This is a genomic window from Rhodococcus sp. SMB37, assembly GCF_004345605.1.
Lineage (GTDB): Bacteria > Actinomycetota > Actinomycetes > Mycobacteriales > Mycobacteriaceae > Rhodococcus.
In genome coordinates this window covers 379,361-396,690 of sequence record NZ_SLVY01000001.1, presented here as the reverse complement: position 1 = coordinate 396,690, position 17,330 = coordinate 379,361, and the positions used below count along the sequence as shown (strand labels likewise).

The 17,330-nt window shown below is 66.4% G+C and carries 15 protein-coding genes; 9 read left to right on the top strand and 6 right to left on the bottom strand.

The window, feature by feature from the left end; translation table 11 throughout:
- The first annotated feature begins 25 nt into the window (after nucleotides 1–25).
- From ispG to EV641_RS01910, 3 genes are all read left to right on the top strand, one after another.
- Nucleotides 26–1,177: a flavodoxin-dependent (E)-4-hydroxy-3-methylbut-2-enyl-diphosphate synthase gene (gene ispG, locus EV641_RS01920; RefSeq protein WP_132470474.1), complete on the top strand. Its 1,152-nt coding sequence runs from the start codon at nucleotides 26–28 to the stop codon at nucleotides 1,175–1,177.
- Between the two features lie 123 nt (nucleotides 1,178–1,300).
- Complete coding sequence (locus EV641_RS01915) at nucleotides 1,301–2,137, top strand: GNAT family N-acetyltransferase (RefSeq protein ID WP_054717061.1); 837 nt, start codon at nucleotides 1,301–1,303, stop codon at nucleotides 2,135–2,137.
- Between the two features lie 117 nt (nucleotides 2,138–2,254).
- On the top strand, nucleotides 2,255–4,021 hold the full coding sequence (locus tag EV641_RS01910) for a penicillin-binding transpeptidase domain-containing protein (RefSeq protein ID WP_241996790.1): 1,767 nt from the start codon (nucleotides 2,255–2,257) through the stop codon (nucleotides 4,019–4,021).
- Nucleotides 4,022–4,046: 25 nt separating this feature from the next.
- Here the strand turns inward: EV641_RS01910 and EV641_RS01905 are convergent, their stop codons facing one another.
- Nucleotides 4,047–4,904 carry a LuxR C-terminal-related transcriptional regulator gene (locus EV641_RS01905; RefSeq protein WP_132470469.1) on the bottom strand — a complete coding sequence of 286 codons (858 nt, stop codon included), beginning with the start codon at nucleotides 4,902–4,904 and terminating at the stop codon, nucleotides 4,047–4,049.
- Nucleotides 4,905–5,018: 114 nt separating this feature from the next.
- Between EV641_RS01905 and EV641_RS01900 the strand changes: the two genes are divergently transcribed.
- Both EV641_RS01900 and map read left to right on the top strand, forming a co-directional pair.
- The gene (locus tag EV641_RS01900) at nucleotides 5,019–6,644 is read left to right on the top strand and encodes an AMP-binding protein (RefSeq protein WP_132470466.1); all 1,626 of its coding nucleotides are present in this window, start codon (nucleotides 5,019–5,021) and stop codon (nucleotides 6,642–6,644) included.
- Nucleotides 6,645–6,721: 77 nt separating this feature from the next.
- The gene (map, locus tag EV641_RS01895; protein WP_132470463.1) at nucleotides 6,722–7,579 is read left to right on the top strand and encodes a type I methionyl aminopeptidase; all 858 of its coding nucleotides are present in this window, start codon (nucleotides 6,722–6,724) and stop codon (nucleotides 7,577–7,579) included.
- A 20-nt stretch (nucleotides 7,580–7,599) separates the two neighbouring features.
- Here the strand turns inward: map and EV641_RS01890 are convergent, their stop codons facing one another.
- The 3 genes from EV641_RS01890 to EV641_RS01880 are packed head-to-tail and all read right to left on the bottom strand — an operon-like array spanning nucleotide 7,600 to nucleotide 9,625.
- Nucleotides 7,600–8,334 carry a hypothetical protein gene (locus EV641_RS01890; RefSeq protein ID WP_132470460.1) on the bottom strand — a complete coding sequence of 245 codons (735 nt, stop codon included), beginning with the start codon at nucleotides 8,332–8,334 and terminating at the stop codon, nucleotides 7,600–7,602.
- Nucleotides 8,331–9,269: an ABC transporter ATP-binding protein gene (locus tag EV641_RS01885; protein WP_132470457.1), complete on the bottom strand. Its 939-nt coding sequence runs from the start codon at nucleotides 9,267–9,269 to the stop codon at nucleotides 8,331–8,333. Before EV641_RS01885 ends, EV641_RS01890 begins: the two co-directional genes overlap by 4 nt.
- The gene (locus tag EV641_RS01880) at nucleotides 9,269–9,625 is read right to left on the bottom strand and encodes a GntR family transcriptional regulator (protein WP_199233119.1); all 357 of its coding nucleotides are present in this window, start codon (nucleotides 9,623–9,625) and stop codon (nucleotides 9,269–9,271) included. The genes EV641_RS01885 and EV641_RS01880 overlap by 1 nt, the downstream gene beginning before the upstream one ends.
- Nucleotides 9,626–9,754: 129 nt before the next feature.
- On the opposite strand from EV641_RS01880, the gene EV641_RS01875 reads away from it, so the two are divergent.
- A complete protein-coding gene (locus tag EV641_RS01875; RefSeq protein ID WP_132470771.1) occupies nucleotides 9,755–10,306 on the top strand; it encodes an alpha/beta hydrolase in 552 nt (183 codons plus the stop codon).
- A 57-nt stretch (nucleotides 10,307–10,363) separates the two neighbouring features.
- Here EV641_RS01875 and mtr read toward each other — a convergent pair whose 3' ends face one another.
- Both mtr and EV641_RS01865 read right to left on the bottom strand, forming a co-directional pair.
- Nucleotides 10,364–11,737, bottom strand: a complete 1,374-nt coding sequence (gene mtr, locus EV641_RS01870) for a mycothione reductase (protein WP_132470452.1) — start codon at nucleotides 11,735–11,737, stop codon at nucleotides 10,364–10,366.
- Complete coding sequence (locus EV641_RS01865) at nucleotides 11,734–12,777, bottom strand: alpha/beta hydrolase (RefSeq protein ID WP_132470450.1); 1,044 nt, start codon at nucleotides 12,775–12,777, stop codon at nucleotides 11,734–11,736. The genes mtr and EV641_RS01865 overlap by 4 nt, the downstream gene beginning before the upstream one ends.
- Nucleotides 12,778–12,992: 215 nt before the next feature.
- Between EV641_RS01865 and mqo the strand changes: the two genes are divergently transcribed.
- The 3 genes from mqo (at nucleotide 12,993) to EV641_RS01850 (ending at nucleotide 17,330) form a co-directional block, all read left to right on the top strand.
- Nucleotides 12,993–14,519, top strand: coding sequence for a malate dehydrogenase (quinone) (mqo, locus tag EV641_RS01860; protein ID WP_132470448.1), 1,527 nt, complete (start codon nucleotides 12,993–12,995; stop codon nucleotides 14,517–14,519).
- Between the two features lie 107 nt (nucleotides 14,520–14,626).
- On the top strand, nucleotides 14,627–15,859 hold the full coding sequence (cobA, locus tag EV641_RS01855) for a uroporphyrinogen-III C-methyltransferase (RefSeq protein WP_054715776.1): 1,233 nt from the start codon (nucleotides 14,627–14,629) through the stop codon (nucleotides 15,857–15,859).
- 43 nt (nucleotides 15,860–15,902) lie between these two features.
- Nucleotides 15,903–17,330, top strand: a complete 1,428-nt coding sequence (locus tag EV641_RS01850; RefSeq protein WP_132470770.1) for an MFS transporter — start codon at nucleotides 15,903–15,905, stop codon at nucleotides 17,328–17,330.

Genomic DNA, 17,330 nt, shown 5'->3' with positions numbered 1-17,330 from the left:
CAGTAGCTACGAAAGAAGGCGAACTGTGACCAGCCCCGTCGGATTGGGCATGCCCGAGATCCCTGCCGTCCTCGCGCCTCGACGAAAGACCCGGCAGCTCATGGTCGGTGGCGTGGGTGTCGGAAGCGACCATCCCATCTCGGTGCAGTCGATGTGCACCACCAAGACCCACGACATCAACGCGACCCTTCAGCAGATCGCAGAGCTCACTGCTGCCGGATGCGACATGGTCCGTGTCGCGTGCCCGCGCCAGGAAGACGCCGACGCGCTGTCCGCGATCGCAAAGAAGAGCCAGATCCCGGTCATCGCCGATATCCACTTCCAGCCGCGCTACATCTTCGCGGCGATCGACGCCGGCTGCGCGGCAGTCCGCGTCAACCCGGGCAACATCAAGGAGTTCGACGGCCGCGTCAAGGAGGTCGCCAAGGCGGCCGGTGACGCGGGCATCCCGATCCGTATCGGTGTCAACGCCGGTTCCCTCGACCCACGCATCATGGCCAAGTACGGCAAGGCCACACCCGAGGCGCTCGTCGAATCGGCGTTGTGGGAAGCAGGCCTGTTCGAGGAATACGGCTTCGGCGACATCAAGATCTCCGTCAAGCACAACGATCCCGTCGTCATGGTCGAGGCCTACCGTCAGCTGGCCGCCCGGTCCGACTACCCGCTTCACCTCGGTGTCACCGAGGCGGGCCCGGCATTCCAGGGCACCATCAAGTCGGCCGTCGCATTCGGTGCATTGCTCTCGCAGGGTATCGGCGACACGATCCGGGTGTCGTTGTCCGCCCCGCCCGCCGAGGAGATCAAGGTCGGCGGGCAGATCCTGCAGTCGCTGAATCTCCGACCGCGCAAGCTCGAGATCGTCTCGTGCCCGTCGTGCGGTCGTGCTCAGGTCGACGTCTACAAGCTCGCCGACGAAGTCACCGCGGGTCTCGAAGGCATGGAGGTCCCGCTGCGTGTCGCGGTGATGGGCTGTGTCGTCAACGGTCCCGGCGAAGCCCGGGAGGCCGACCTCGGCGTCGCCTCCGGAAACGGCAAGGGTCAGATCTTCGTCAAGGGGAAGGTCATCAAGACCGTGCCCGAGGCGCAGATCGTCGAAACGCTCATCGAAGAAGCAATGCGGATCGCGGAGGAGATGGAAGACGCCGGAGCAGGATCCCCGACGGTGTCCATCTCCTGATACCGATGGGGCGTGTGAGGCGCCTGCAGGGTACTCGGACCCATGGAGTAGGACACGATTTCCCCGACGGCGTGACACATGGCACTCTGATTTCGTATCGGCTTGTCGACGGGTGGTGAGCGAGTGCTCAAGCTTCTTGGTGTCCGGTCGCTGGGAGGCCGCGACACGGTCGCGGTGCAACGGGTGCTCGCCCGTGACCCTGTGGCATCGTGCATGGTCGCCGGGCGTGTGGAGGAGTACGGACTCGACCACCGCTCGTTCGGCGGTGAGATGTGGAGTCGCGGTGGTCCAGACCAATCGTTGTGTTTCTCGGGTGCGAACCTGATTCCGCTCCTGGGCGATCCGGACGACATCCACGCTTTCGCCGAACGGGCGGCGCGCGGCCCCCGCCTGTGCTCCTCGGTGGTGGGCCGCGTCGAGTACGCACTCCCGATGTGGGAACTGCTGGAATCGACGTGGGGCCCGCCGCGTGAGGTGCGCGCGGAGCAACCGCTGCTCGTCCTCGACCGCGAACCCCTCATCGAACCCGATTCACGCGTGCGGCGCGTCCGGCCCGAGGAACTCGACCGGTATCTGCCCGCAGCGATCGCCATGTTCATCGAGGAGGTCGGAATCGATCCCCGGTCCGGCGACGGGGGAGCGAGCTACCGGCGTCGTGTTGCGAGCCTCATCGCCGCTGGACGGGCGTGGGCGCGATTCGAACGCGGCCGTGTCGTGTTCAAGGCCGAGGTCGGATCGGTGTCGTCGGCCGTGGGACAGATCCAAGGTGTCTGGGTGGACCCGGAAATGCGCGGTCAGGGTCTCGGCACAGCCGGCACCGCCGCGGTCGCCGTTTCGGTCACCGCGAGCGGTCGTCTCCCGAGTCTGTACGTCAACAGTTTCAACGTCCGGGCGCGTGCCGCCTACGCGCGTGCAGGGTTCCGTCAGGTTGCGACATTCTGCACCGTGCTCCTGGATTGACGCGGCGCCTGAGCCGAATCCGGGCCGTGAGCCCTTACGATGACGGCGATGAGACCTCGATCTGCTCCGTCGTGGCGTGCCGCGGGGAGATCCGCAGCTGTCGTCACGACGCTGCTGATGCTCCTCGGGCTCGTCGCCGCCTGCACGCCGCGCGCAGTGGGTCCGGAACCGGCGGCCCAGCTTTTCCTGAATGCCTTGGCGGAGCAGGATTTCGCGCGGGCGGCCACCCACACCGACCGGCCGGACGACGCAGAGAGCTCGCTTGTCGAGGTCTGGGACGGATTGCAGGCGGAGTCGCTCACGGCGACTACGGCGGGAGTCCGGATCGCCGGTGACTCCGCTGTCGTCGACTACAGCTACGAATGGCACCTCCCCAAGGATCGGGTGTGGCAGTACGCCGGTCAGTTGCAGATGGGTCGCAGCGGCGAGGACTGGGTGGTGCGCTGGTCCAAATCCGCCGTGCATCCGCAACTCGGTGATCGTCAGACGATGTTCCTGAGGAGCGATCCTGCGCCGCGGGCCAGGGTCAACGAGCACGCAGGGAGTGACGTCCTCGTGCCGGGCGTCGTGTACGGGATCGCGTTCGACGCATCCCTGAGCTCCGATATTCCGGCTGCCGCCCGGTCGCTGTCGGCCATACTCTCGCAGTTCGACAGGTCTCTGAAGGCCCAGTCGATCGCCGAGTCCGTCACCGCAGCCGATGGTCCGCGCGCGGTCGTACGCCTTCGTCAAGACGACTACGACCTCGTCGCCGTCGCGCTGTCGTCGATCCCAGGTGTCGTCGTCACCGAACAGGCAGACATGGTCGCGACCGACCGCACCTTCGCCCCGGACCTGGTCGGCCAGGTCAAGAAGACCGTCATCGACCAGGTCGACGGAACCGCCGGCTGGAGCGTGGTACTCGTCAACCAGTACGGCGTCGAAACCGGTGTTCTCACTGAAACCGCACCCCAACCTGTGCCGTCGTTCTCGATCAGCCTCGACCGCCCGATCCAGGTGGCTGCTCAAGCAGCGGTGGACGGTCGTACCGAGCAGGCGATGATGGTCGTCATCGAGGCCTCGACGGGTGCCGTGCTTGCGGTCGCGCAGAACGAGGCCGCCGACAAGGATGGCCCGGTCGCGCTGATGGGCCAGTATCCACCCGGCTCCACGTTCAAGATCATCACCTCGGGTGCGGCGATCGCGAACGGGATCGCGACCCCGGAGACGATGGTGCCGTGCCCCGGCCGGATCACGATCGGCGAGCGCAGTGTTCCCAACTACAACGAGTTCGCGCTCGGCACGGTCTCGATGGCTACCGCGTTCGCGCGCTCGTGCAACACGACATTCGCCAAGCTCGCTTCCGAGATGGAGTCCGACGCGCTCACCGTTGCTGCCGCCCAGTTCGGTATCGGTGTCGGCCACGACGTGGTGGGCATGCCGACGGACTCGGGATCCGTCCCGCCCGCAGAGGATCTCGTCGAGCGCACCGAGGACGGATTCGGGCAGGGCAAGGTGGTCGTCAGCCCGTTCGGAATGGCGCTCGCTGCGGCGACGGTGTCGAGCGGGCACACCCCGATCCCGTATCTCATCCAGGGGCGGGAGACGCTCGTGGAGGATGAGGCGCCGCCGATCTCCGCGGAGGTGGTCGACGGATTGCGCGGAATGATGCGCCTGGTCATCACGAGCGGTACCGCCGACCGAATCCGCGATCAGGGGGACGTCTACGGTAAGACGGGTGAGGCCGAGGTCGAGGGTGGGTCGCACTCGTGGTTCGTCGGCTACCGCGGTGATCTCGCCTTCGCGACACTTGTGGTCCGCGGCGGGAGCTCGGACAACGCGGTCGGCGTCACGCGCGACATGTTCGCCGCGCTGCCACCCGAGTACCGGTCGGACGGGGCATGAACGGTGCGCCGCAGCCGCGACACGCTCAGGGCAGCAGGCCCAGCTTTCTCGCGACGGTGACTGCTTCGTGGCGGGAATGCACGTCGAGTTTGTTCATGGTGCTGCGCAGGTAGCTCTTGACGGTCTCGGACCCCACCGCCAGGCGCCGGGCGATCTCGGCGTTGGTGCAGCCCAACGCCACGTAGGACAGGACGTCCGTCTCCCGCGCCGAGAGCGTGACCTCGGTATCCGACGGCGATTTCCCGACGAGGGCCGACGCGAGACGGTCGGACAGGGCTCTGAGATGTTGCTGGAGCTCGGCATCGTCGACGTCCTGTGCCAGCGCGCGCAACTCCGCGTGCACCTCCCGCACTTCGGTGGTGGCGATCGGCTCCTTCGTGTCGGAGGTGAGGTAACCGAGCATAGCGACCCGTCGGTCCACCTCGTCACGCACCGTGATCTCGCTCGCGAGCCGGGTCGCAGCGTGAACGAACGCGTTCACGGCCCGATCTCCGAATTGGATTCGCTCGCGTACTGCGCCGTACAGCACGGCGCGTGCGGCACCACCGACCACGACCGGTACCGCCAGGATCGAGCGCAGCCCCTCGCCGAGTACCGGACGGTCGAAGTGATGGGTGATCGACGACGCGCTTCCGTAGTCGGCGACGGTCACCGGGCGTGCCTCGTCGAGTGCGCGGCCGCCGAGACCCGCGCGCGGCGGCACGACCACTCCCGCCAGACCGTTCGTCCGGGTACCGAGGAACTCGCTGAGGTGCAGATGCCCGCTCTTCACCTCACCGGCGAAGACAACGGGAACTTGCGCGTGCGAGGCGGTACGGCGCAGCTCGCTCCGCAGTGCGTCGCCGTCTCGGGGGCGAAGCAGGGATGAGGCAGCGGTGGACACGGTCGGCCACCCCTTTCCGGGGGTATCGGGAGGTTTCTGTGACAGGAATCATAGATCGTGCCAGGGTCGAGTGGGCCCGGGGCCCACGCCGATGCGCTACGAAAGGACGGACCGATGGCCGACACAGCGACCCGTGTGCAGGAACTTCTGGACCGCTACGATACATCCGACGCCACTGCTGCCCGTCTGTTGTGCGACGACCACCCGGCCGATGCGGTGGCATTCACGGTGATCGACCCCGATCTCGGATCGACCGACCTGACGTACGGCGACCTGTCAGAGCGGTCGGCGCGATTCGCGACGGCGCTCGCCGATCTGGGTGTGGAACCGGGCGACCACGTCGCGACCCTGATGGGAAAATCCGCTGACCTCGTCGTCGCGCTGCTCGGAATCTGGCGCCGCGGCGCCGTCCATGTCCCGTTGTTCACCGCGTTCGCGCCGTCCGCGATCGCGTTCCGTCTCGGTGCGAGCGGCGCGAAGGTTGTCGTCGCAGACGGTGATCAGGTGGGCAAGCTCGCTCCCGGCGAAGACATCCCGCACGATGCGCCGTGGCAGGTGATCGTCGTAGGCGATGGGGACGGTGTCGGATTGGACTTCGCCGAGCTCGTCGAATCCCATTCCGCTGACGATCCGCGAGGTAGCGCGGTGTCGGTGGGCGGAGACGGTGGTCTGGTCCAGCTCTTCACATCGGGCACCACCGGCACCCCCAAGGGTGTCCCGGTGCCGGTCAAGGCCTTGGCTTCGTTCCACGCCTACCTCGAATTCGGTCTCGACGTCCGTGAGGACGACGTGTTCTGGAACGCGGCCGATCCAGGCTGGGCGTACGGGCTCTACTACGCGCTGCTCGGACCTCTGGCCGCGGGCCGCCGGAGTCTGTTGCTGCACGCCGGGTTCTCCCCGGCACTCACCTGGCAGGTGCTCGACACTTTCGGCGTCACCAACTTCGCGGCGGCGCCGACGGTGTATCGGTCGCTGCGCGCCGACTCCGCCCCTCACGCCCGGATCCGTCTTCGGCGGGCATCGTCGGCGGGGGAGCCGCTGACTCCCGACGTGCTGGCCTGGTCGCGCGAGGAACTCGGTGTGGTGGTGCGCGACCAGTACGGGCAGACCGAGCACGGCATGTTCGTCGTCGATGCGTGGGCCGACGGGCTCCGCGACGATGTGCCGGAGCGATCGATGGGGAAGCCACTGCCGGGATGGACCTGCGCGGTCCTGCGCGACGACAGTGACGACATCGCCGAACCCGGCGAGCTCGGCCGGGTCGCGATCGACGTCGAGAACAGCCCGCTGGTGTGGTTCACGGGATACGTCGATGCCCCCGACAAGACCGCTACCCGATTCACCGACGACGGTCGCTGGTACCTGACCGGCGACGCCGGGAAGGTCGACGAGAACGGTTTCTACTTCTTCTCCTCGCGTGACGACGACGTCATCATCATGGCCGGCTACCGGATCGGGCCCTTCGACGTCGAATCCGTGCTGGTGATGCATCCGGACGTGGTCGAGGCGGCGGTCGTCGGTCTTCCCGACGAACTGCGCGGTGAGGTTCTCGAAGCATTCGTGGTGCTCCGCGACGGTGTCGACGGCGACGATGCGCTCGAATCGGACCTGCAACAACTCGTGAAGAAGAAGTTCGCGGCGCACGCCTACCCGCGTGCAGTCCATTTCGTCCCGCATCTGCCCAAGACTCCGAGCGGCAAGGTCCAGAGGTTCCTGTTGCGGCAAGGGACCACGTCCTGAGCGTCCGTCGTGCGAACCGGGATCGGCGAGCGGGGCACGAGGCAACGAGGTGGTCGGGAGCGACTAACCTGGACCGCATGTCTACCCGTGCCCCGCTCGTCCCCGGAACCCCGACCCCCATCCGTGAGGTCCCCAAGTCCATCGAGCGCCCCGAGTACGTCTGGAAGCCCACGGCGAACGAAGGCAACGAGCCGTGGGTACAGACTCCGGAGACGATCGAGAAGATGCGCATTGCATCGAAGATCGCGGCGCAGGCGCTCGTCGAGGCGGGCAAGGCAGTTTCCCCCGGCGTGACGACCGATGAGATCGACCGCATCGCACACGAGTTCATGTGCGATCACGGGTCGTACCCGTCCGACCTCGGTTACCGCGGATTCTCGAAGTCGGTGTGCGTGTCGCTCAACGAGGTGATCTGCCACGGAATTCCGGACACCACCGTGATCGAGGACGGCGACATCGTCAACATCGACGTGACCGCCTACATCCACGGCGTCCACGGCGACACCAACGCCACCTTCCTGGCCGGCGACGTGTCCGAGGACGCACGCCTGCTCGTCGAGCGCACCCACGAGGCGACGATGCGCGCGATCAAGGCAGTCAAGCCGGGCCGGGCTCTCAACGTCATCGGCCGTGTCATCGAGTCGTACGCCAACCGGTTCGGATACGGCGTAGTGCGCGACTTCACCGGTCACGGGATCGGCGAGACCTTCCACAACGGACTCGTGATCCTGCACTACGACCGCCCTGACATCGACACCGTCATCGAGCCGGGCATGGTGTTCACCATCGAGCCGATGATCAACCTCGGCACCCCGGATTACGAGATCTGGGACGACGGCTGGACCGTGGTCACCAAGGACCGCAAGTGGAGCGCGCAGTTCGAGCACACACTCGTCGTCACCGAGACCGGTAGCGAGATCCTCACCCTTCCTTGAGATCTGGACCCTGCCTGAGATCAGGGTGCCGATCGATGCAGGATTCGCCACGCTGTGGCAGTACACACTGCCGCGATCGCGATCGGTAGCAACACGAGGGTCACCACGCGGGGTGTGTCGGCGAACCACGACCACAGGCACGACCACGACTGCGTCCACGTCAGCAGGATCGATGCGAGCCCGCCGGCCACGATGATGGCGGTGCCTGCGGTCAGCAGCCCCATTGCGCGCCAGCGGTGGTGGATCACGCCGGCGAGTACGGACAGCCCGACGACGAGTGTCAAGGTGGCGAAGTAGCCGGTGAACTGGATCAGGGCGCTGTCGGTCAGGAACCGGAGTACGCCGAACATGCGCATCCGTACGCCCCAGCCGTCCGTCGCTTCCTCGACCACCGAGAGCGCCTGGAGGACCGCCGCGAACACGAACGATTGGACAAGTCCGATCAACACGATCGACGACATGAAATGTGCGCGAGTGCTGCCCAACCGCAGCGAGAACGGGAACATCTGCGTCATCGACAGTAGGTAGAAGGCGACGACGAATCCGTAGAGCGAGAGCACACTACCGGTGACGTTGTACTGCTGGTCGGTCGTGACCAGGGCGAAGATGACCCACGGGATCGCGAACGCAGTGGCGAGTATCCCGGCGGGCCAGGCGATCAGCAGGGGCCACGCGACCGTCTGGATGCGTGCGACGGACCACACGCGTGCTGCTCCGGTGGTGACGGGAGCGGGTAGGGCGAGCGCGGCGGTCACAGCGGAGCCTCCTGTGTTGTCGATGCAGTCCTGATGCGCGCGTGCGACCCGGCCGCTGGGTCAGTGTGGAGATGTACGACGAGGTCCTGCAGCGACACGGCGTGGATGCTCACGCCGGCCGGCCGGTCGGTCTCGTCGATACCGTCGGTCCCGCTGAGGAAGGTTGTGCGGACGGTGTTCCCGAGGCTCTCGTGGTGGAGCACGGTGTGGCTGCCGACGACTCGGGCGACGTCGGCGGCCGGGCCCTCGGCCACCGCGGCGCTGGCGCGTGCGGTGTCGGTGTCGACGTCGAGGACCAGTCGGCCGCGGTCGAGCACGAGTACATGTTCGAGAAGGTCGGCGACCTCGTCGATGAGGTGTGTCGACAGGACGATCGTGCGCGGATGCTCCGCGTAGTCGGCGATCAGTTCGTCGTAGAACATCTTCCGTGCGACGGCGTCGAGGCCGAGGTAGGGCTCGTCGAAGACGGTCAGCGGTGCCCGCGAGGCCAATCCGACCACGATTCCCAGCGCAGACGTCATACCGCGCGACAGCTTCTTGACCCGGCGGTTCTCGGGCAGCGCGAACTTCTCGACGAGGTGGTGCGCGTAGTCGCTGTCCCACCGGGGGACGAGTAGTTCCGCGGAACTGAGGACGTGCCGGACACAGACGGAGTCGGGATAGCGCTGGGTGTCCGCGACGAAGCACATCTGCTGCATGATTGCGGCGCTCTCGTACGGGTCGGTTCCTAAGACCTCGATCCGCCCGGAGCTCGGGAGTGTTTGCCCGGTGAGGATCTGCATCAGGGTGGTCTTCCCAGCGCCGTTGCGGCCGAGCAGTCCGTAGATGGTGTGGTCCTGTAGTTCGAAATCCACGTCGTCGAGTGCGGTGAAGGCGCCGAACTGCTGCCGTAGCCCTCTTGCGCGGACGAGTGGAGGTGCGGGTGTGGCGGGCATCAGGCCTCCCAGTTGTCGAGCATCGCTTTGAGTTCTTCGGTCGTGACCCCGAGCTTGTCCGCTTCGCGGAGGAGTGGCGCGATGTACTGGAGCGCGAACCGTTCACGGCGACGCACCCTGAGTGTGTCGCGGGCGCCGGTGCTGACGAACATGCCGATTCCCCGTTTCTTGTAGAGAATTCCGTCGGTGACCAGGGCATTCAGCCCCTTGGCTGCAGTGGCCGGATTGATGCGGTGGAACGCCGCGAGCTCGTTCGTCGACGGCGCTTGCTCTTCTTCGCAGAGTGAGCCGTCGATGATCGAGTTCTCCACGAGTTCCGCGATCTGACGGAAGAGAGGCTGTCCGCCGTCGGTCAACATGAGATCGACGTGGTGTTCGTCGGTTCATTACTCATGTAATTAACCATAGAACCGCGACGGGCGGGGTGCAATACCCGAGGCGGGATGGCCCGGCGTGTAGCGTTTGCGCGCATGGAAACCAGGACGGTGAGCGCCCCAGGGGGGAGTGTTCGGGTGTATGTCGGGGGGCCCGACAGTCGGCATACGGTTCTGCTGCTTCCCGACGCAGGGGAGTCTGCAGACGTATACGACGTCGTGTGCGAGCGGCTGCACAATTCGGATCTCCGCACGGTCGTCGTCGACGACATCGACGGTCTCGGTCCGGCCGATGTGTTCGCGATACTCGATGACCTGACGCTGCCGTGGGTGCATCTCGTGGGCAGCGGAGCCGGCGCAGAACTCGCGTGGGCGGTTGCGGCAGGACGATTCGGGCGGTTCGCGAGTCTCGTGGTCGCCGAACGTGGGCATCCGGCCGTCGCGGACATCGACGGCACCGTGCGTGACGCTTCGGCGCCGGCCGCGGAGGTCCCCACCACCATCGTGATCGGGAGCGCCGCGCGGCGCGCGGAGGCCGATGGCTCGATGCGCTACGTCACCGGTGAATTCCGCGTGGTCGAACTCGACGGTGTCGAGAACATCCCGGCGCACGCACCGGCCGACTTCGCGTCGGCGATCGCGCTCCGCACCGGAAGCTGGTAGACGAACGACGGCACCTCCCGGATCCGACGATCCGGGAGGTGCCGTTCACCGATCGGGTCAGAGACCGAGCAGCGCGTTCTCGACGACCTCGGGTAGTGCCGGATGGATCCAGTACTGGCCGGTGGCCATTTCCTTTGCTGCCAGACCGAAGCTCATCGCCTGGATCAGCGGCTGGATCACGGTCGACGCCTGTGCCCCGATGATGTGCGCACCGAGCAGCAGGCCGGTGGACCTATCGGCGATCAGCTTGCAGAAGCCCTCGGTGTCCTCCATCGCCCAGCCGTAGGCGACGTCGCCGTAGTTCTGGACTTTGACCGAGATGTCGTACCCGGCGGCGCGGGCCTGCTCCTCCGTCAACCCGACGGTCGCGATCTGCGGATCGGTGAAGACCGCCGCAGGCACGAAACGGTGATCGGACCGCCGCAGCTCGGATGTGTCGCTGCTCCACGCGTCGTGGAGCAGGTTGTACTGCACGACGCGAGCCTCGTGGTTCGCTACGTGCTTGAGCTGGTACGACGACGACACGTCACCGAGCGCGAAGACGCCGCGCGCGGTGGTGCGCTGGAACTCGTCGACGACGATGCGACCCTCGTCGTCCAGCTCGATCCCCGCCTTCGCTACGTCGAGCAGGTCGCCGTTGGGCTCGCGACCGGTCGCGACCAACAGTGCATCACCGGAGACGACGGTGCCGTTCTCGAGTTCCACTTCGACGCCGTCGCCGACGGGCCGGAATCGGCGGGCCGGATCGGTCAGATGCACGTCCCACTTCTCGCACGCCAGCGACGTGAATCGCTCCGAGACCTCGGTGTCGAGGTGGCGCAGCAGCGAGCCGCTGCGCGCGATCACCGACACCCTGGTGCCCAGCGCAGAGAACACATGCGCGAACTCCATGGCGATGAATCCGGTTCCGAGAATCACCAACGATTCGGGAAGCTTCGGCAGACGCATGATGTCGTCGCTCGTGTAATAGCGCACGCCGCTGGCCACAACGCTGCGGGGGACACTCGCACGTGAGCCTGCGGCCACGACCACCTGGTCGGCTGTGATGGTCTCGCCTGTGCCTGTGTCGATCCTGCGCTCACCGACGAACCGGGCATGCCCGCCATACACGGTCACGTTGTCGCAGTCTTCGCGGCGGTAGCGTTCGCCGCCCGCTGCGATCGGGTCGATTCGTCCGAACACTCGGTCGACGATGTCGTTCCAGCGCACACCGTCGATCGAAGCGTCGACACCGTACTTGCCCGCGGTTCGGATCGTGCGTGCGACCTCGGCTGCATATACGTACATCTTGGTCGGGATGCACCCGACGTTGAGGCAGGTACCCCCGAAGGTGCCCTCTTCCAGGAGCGCGACGCGCTTGTCGTCGTAGCGTTCGTCGATGAGTGAATTACCCGATCCGGTGCCGATGATCGCGAGGTCGTAGTGGGTCACGCATGCTCTCCCGTGGTTCGTGGCCGGGCGTCATCCGCCCGGGCGCCGGCGGTCTCGTCGCCGGTCCTGTGACCGTCCAACCATTCCAGCCACAGGTCCAATTCCCGGAACGCCTCACTCAGCGGCAGCGGTGTGGAAAGGAACACATCGTGCCGAGCGCCGTCGATGGGCACGATCGTCGTCCGGTTGCCGAGGCACCCCGCCCACCGGGCGATCTGCCGGACATCGAGGACGGCATCGACGGTATCGATCTCGGGGTCGTATGCGGGCGCCGAACCGCTCTTCCCCGAACGCAGGATGAGCGACGGTACTCCGATATCGAGCCCGCGGTGCAGCTGCGCATGTCCGTGCCGGACCGCGCGGATCCAGCCGAACCTGATCGGGAATCCCGTCAGCGGTTTCCAGTCGAGGTCGTAGGTCCAGCCGCCCTGCTGCAGGCTCGCCCCGTAGGTCTCGAGCTTCGGGCCGGGGACCGCGTCCTTGGGGCGGAGCCGGCCGATGAGATCGATCGCGGCCGTGCCGACATTGCGCAGATAGGAGGGCCCCTGCAGGTCGAACCACGGGCTGTTCAGGATCAGACCTGTCACACCCGCTCCGCGGGCGCCGCCGGGGCGTCGCTGAAGGCGGTCGAGCCACAGCGGGAGCACGAGACCGCCGGTCGAATGGGCGGCGAGCAGGACACCCCCGCGCACCTCGTCGCGCACGAGGCGCAACGCCCGGTCGAGTTCGGAATCGTAGAATTTCAGGTCGGTGACGAAGTGGGGGGTGTGCTCAGGCCTCAGTGATCGACCGCATTTACGCAGGTCCAGCGCATAGAATCGGTAGCCCTGCGCGGCGAAGTGCTCGGCCAGGTGCTGTTGGAAGAAGTAGTCGGTGAAACCGTGGACGTAGAGGACCGCGCGATCGGGGAGATCGGCTTCGTCCGGCTGATACCGGACGAGCGTCGCGCTGATCTGTCCTTCCCCGTCCGGGTCGGTGCCCAGAGGTAGACTGAGCTGCTGGTATCCGTCGCCGAGGATGTCGGGCTGCCAAGTTGTCACTATCACACTGTATTGGTGACTGCGGTAGACGGAAGTGGGTACACAATTGGGTGAAGTGAAACGCCGGTCAACATCCGGGTAACCTGTTCGTCGCAGTCGGCACGATCGTGGTGATCTCGGTGTACGAGAGCGTCCATGTCCGTGTACGGGACACTCACGCGGGCGGACCACCACCGCGGCGGCGCGTGCGAACAGACAAGGAAGTCGATTTCCCAGTGTCAGAGAACGTAGAGGCGAAGACCGATGTAGTGCTCGTAGGCGCGGGCATTATGAGCGCGACCCTCGGAGCGCTGCTGCGCCAGCTGCAGCCGGAGTGGTCCATCACGGCGTTCGAGCGGCTCGACGCCGCCGCCGCGGAGAGCAGCGACCCGTGGAACAACGCGGGCACCGGACATTCCGCCCTGTGTGAGCTCAACTACACCCCCGCGAAGCCCGACGGCTCGGTCGACATCACCAAGGCGATCAACGTCAACGAGCAGTTCCAGGTATCGCGCCAGTTCTGGGCCTACGCGATCGACAAGGGAATCCTGTCGGATCCGAAGAACTTCATCAACCCGATTCCGCATGTCAGCTTCGTGCACGGCGCCGACAACGTGAAGTACCTGCGCGCCCGCTACGACGCCCTTGCCGGACACCCGCTCTTCGCCGACATGGAGTACTCCGAGAGCCCCGAATGGTTCTCCGAGCGCCTGCCGCTGATGGCCGAGGGCCGCGACTTCTCCGACCCGGTCGCGCTGAACTGGACCGAAACCGGCACCGACGTCGACTTCGGTGCGCTCACCAAGCAGCTCGTCAACAACGTCGCCGCGTCCGGCGGCACGGTGTTCTTCGGCCATGAGGTCACCAACCTCTCCAAGCAATCCGACGGCAGCTGGATCGTCAAGGTCCGCAATCGTCGTACCGGTGAGTCCCGCAAGGTTCACGCCAAGTTCGTGTTCGTCGGTGCAGGCGGCGGTGCACTGCACCTGCTTCAGAAGTCGGGTATCGCCGAGGCCAAGGGCTTCGGCGGGTTCCCCGTCTCGGGTGCGTTCCTGCGCTGCACCAACCCCGAGGTCATCGCTCGGCACAGCGCCAAGGTCTACGGTAAGGCCGCTGTCGGTGCACCTCCGATGTCGGTGCCCCACCTCGACACCCGCGTGATCAACGGTGAGCAGGGCCTGCTCTTCGGTCCGTACGCCGGTTGGTCGCCGAAGTTCCTCAAGCAGGGCGGCGTGATGGACCTGCCCAAGTCGGTCAAGCCGAACAACCTGATGTCGATGCTCGGGGTGGGAATGACGGAACTCGGCCTCGTCAAGTACCTGGTCAGTGAGCTGAGCCAGTCGCCCGCCGACCGCATCGTGACGCTGTCCGAGTTCGCCCCCGAGGCTCGTCTCGAGGATTGGGAGCTGATCGTCGCCGGTCAGCGTGTCCAGGTCATCCGTCGTAAGGGCGCGGGCGGTGTCCTCGAGTTCGGTACTGCAGTGGTCAACGCCGCCGACGGAACGATCGCAGGCCTCCTCGGTGCGTCGCCTGGAGCGTCCACCGCTGTCCCCGCAATGCTCGACGTACTCGAGCGGTGCTTCCCGCAGCAGTGGGCAGGATGGCAGCCGAAGCTGAAGGAGATGGTTCCGTCGCTGGGCATCAAACTGTCCGAGAATCCCGCGTTGTTCGAGCAGGTGTGGAATTGGAGCACCAAGACGCTCGAGCTCGACGTCGCGTCGGATCCTGTGCCGACCGCACCTGTCGAGGCCGCAGCAGTCTGACAGCTCCGGCAGTCTGACAGTCACACAAGTCGTCGCAGGCCGGTTCGCGCCCAGTGGGGAGCGGACCGGCCTGTACTCACATCGGATCGGAAAGTGGGGACCACCGGGTGCCAACCGAGAGCGTCGGCGAGACGAATTACCTCGTCGGCCTGAATCTGTCCGGGCGCCGCGTCGTTGTGGTGGGAGGCGGGTCCGTCGCGCAGCGTCGCCTCGGATTGCTTGCCTCCTCGGGCGCGGACATCCACGTGGTGGCGCGCGCAGCGACGCCGGTGATCGAGAGCATGGCCGCGAGAGGACAGATCACCCTCGAACTCCGTGACTACGTCGAGGGTGATCTCGACGGCGCGTGGTACGCGATGGCATGCACCGACGAAGCCGACACCAATGCCGCGATCGTGTCGGAAGCCGAACGGCGCAGGGTGTTCTGCGTGCGCGCCGACAACGCGCGAGAGGGAAGTGCGGTCACCCCCGCGACGGCACAGCACGACGGTCTGACCGTCGGTGTGCTGGCAGGTGGGGACCATCGGCGCTCGGCCTCCGTCCGCAGCTCGATCCGCGATGCACTGGCAGGTTCGGATGCCTCCGGGATCTCCGACACCGGCAACAAGCCGGTCGGTGTCGCACTGGTCGGTGGCGGACCGGGCGACCCGGACCTGATCACCGTCCGAGGACGTCGCCTGCTTTCGCAGGCCGATGTCGTGGTAGCCGACCATCTGGCGCCGCAGCCGCTGCTCGCCGAACTCGCCCCCCACGTCGAGGTGATCGACGCCGCGAAACTGCCCTACGGCAGGGCGATGGCGCAGCAGGTCATCAACGAGACCCTCGTCGACCGCGCCAACGCCGGGAAGTTCGTCGTCCGGCTCAAGGGCGGCGATCCGTACGTATTCGGACGTGGCTTCGAAGAACTCGAAGCCTGTGCCGAGGCCGGCGTGCCGGTGACGGTGGTGCCGGGCATCACCAGTGCGATCTCGGTGCCGTCGGCCGCCGGAATCCCCGTCACTCACCGCGGGGTGACCCACGAGTTCGTAGTGGTCAGCGGCCACGTCGCTCCCGACCATCCGGATTCGTTGACCGACTGGGGTGCGCTCGCGAAGCTTCGGGGCACGCTCGTGCTGCTGATGGCGGTGGCGCGTATCGAACAGTTCGCCGACGCCCTGCTCACTGGTGGACGCCCCGCGGACACCCCGGTAGCCGTCGTGCAGGAGGGAACGCTGCGCAGTCAGCGAGTGTTGCGTGCCGACCTCGCCACCGTTGCCACCCGCGTACGCGATGAAGGCATTCGTCCGCCCGCGATCATCGTCATCGGCCCCGTCGCGGGTTTCACCGCGGAAGGTGTGTGACGTGACCGAGACATCGAAGCAGCTGACGGCACGCGCGGTCGCCATGGCGACTCTGGTCCTGAGTGGGCTGCAGCTCATGGTTGTGCTCGACGGCACCGTTGCGAACCTCGCTCTCGCGCCGTTGCAGAGCGAACTCGAACTCTCCGACGCGGGCCGTAACTGGGTCCTCACGTCGTACGCGCTGGCCTTCGGCGGCCTGATGCTGCTCGGCGGGCGCCTCGGCGACAGCTACGGCCGCAAGAAGATGTTCATCGCAGGTGTCGGGCTCTTCACCGTTGCATCACTGCTGTGCGGTCTCGCGAACAACGAGGCGATGCTCATCGGTGCGCGTGCCCTGCAGGGCGTGGGCGCGGCCGTCGCGTCGCCCACTGCCCTTGCTCTCGTGGCGACGACCTTCGCGGCGGGACCCGCCCGCAACCGGGCGATTGCAGTGTTCGCCGCGATGACGGGGGTCGGGTCCATTGCAGGTCTGATCCTCGGCGGGGCGCTCACCCAGGTGTCGTGGCGATGGATCTTCCTGATCAACGTGCCCATCGGGGCGCTCATCGTGGGTCTCGCGGTGGTCGCGCTACGAGAGACCGCAGCCGAGCGGCTCGCGCTCGACGTACCCGGTGCAATTCTCGCGACTCTCGGATGCACCGGTCTGGTTTTCGCGCTGACGGAGGGGCCCGAACTGGGTTGGGGGAGTCCCGCAGTAATCGGGGCGCTCGTTGCCGGGGTCGTGCTGCTCGGAGTCTTCCTGCTGGTCGAGCGTCGCGCCGAGAATCCACTGCTGCCGTTCGTCCTGTTCCGCAACAAGGACCGCGTCGCGGTGTTCGTGTCGATCTTCTTCGCGGGCGCGGTGATGTTCAGCCTCGCTGCGTTCGTTGCACTGTTCGTACAGGACGTCCTCGGCTACACCCCGCTGCAGGCGGGTCTCGCGTTCGTGCCTTTCGCGTTCGGTCTCGGTGCTGCGGCTGCCGCGTCCTCGAAGCTCGTGGCGCGCATCGAGCCGCGCTGGCTGATTGTCACCGGCACCGTCATCATGACCGCGAGCCTGCTGTACGGGTCGACGATGGATGGCACCGTCCGTTACCTCCCCACCCTGTTCGTGTTGGTACTCGTCGTCGGGTTCGGCGTCGGACTCGCCGTGGTCCCGCTGCCCTTGTGCGCGATTGCCGGGGTGGGGTCGCACGAGATCGGTCCACTGTCGGCGATCGCGCAGGTCGCTCAGACGCTCGGCGGGCCCGTGGGACTCGGCATCATCGGAGCGATGGCGACGTCGAAGACGCTGTCGCTCGGTGGTACGTCCGGCGCGGTGGCCGACATGACAGAGGCCCAGCTCGCCGCACAGGGCGCGGGCTACATGTTCGCGCTCGTGGGCTGCGCGGTATGTGCGGTGATTGCGGGTATCTCGGCGTTGTTCATCCGGTTCACACCCGAACAGGTTGCGCAGGCACAGGAAGCCGAGAAGTCGGTCCAGACCATCTGA

What these genes read in the sequence shown, in the direction of transcription:
- map (WP_132470463.1), top strand. Translation starts at nt 6,722, where the DNA reads ATGTCTACCCGTGCCCCGCTCGTCCCCGGAACCCCGACCCCCATCCGT.
- EV641_RS01900 (WP_132470466.1), top strand. Translation starts at nt 5,019, where the DNA reads ATGGCCGACACAGCGACCCGTGTGCAGGAACTTCTGGACCGCTACGAT.
- EV641_RS01850 (WP_132470770.1), top strand. Translation starts at nt 15,903, where the DNA reads ATGGCGACTCTGGTCCTGAGTGGGCTGCAGCTCATGGTTGTGCTCGAC.
- EV641_RS01910 (WP_241996790.1), top strand. Translation starts at nt 2,255, where the DNA reads ATGCTCCTCGGGCTCGTCGCCGCCTGCACGCCGCGCGCAGTGGGTCCG.
- EV641_RS01885 (WP_132470457.1), bottom strand. Translation starts at nt 9,269, where the DNA reads ATGCCCGCCACACCCGCACCTCCACTCGTCCGCGCAAGAGGGCTACGG.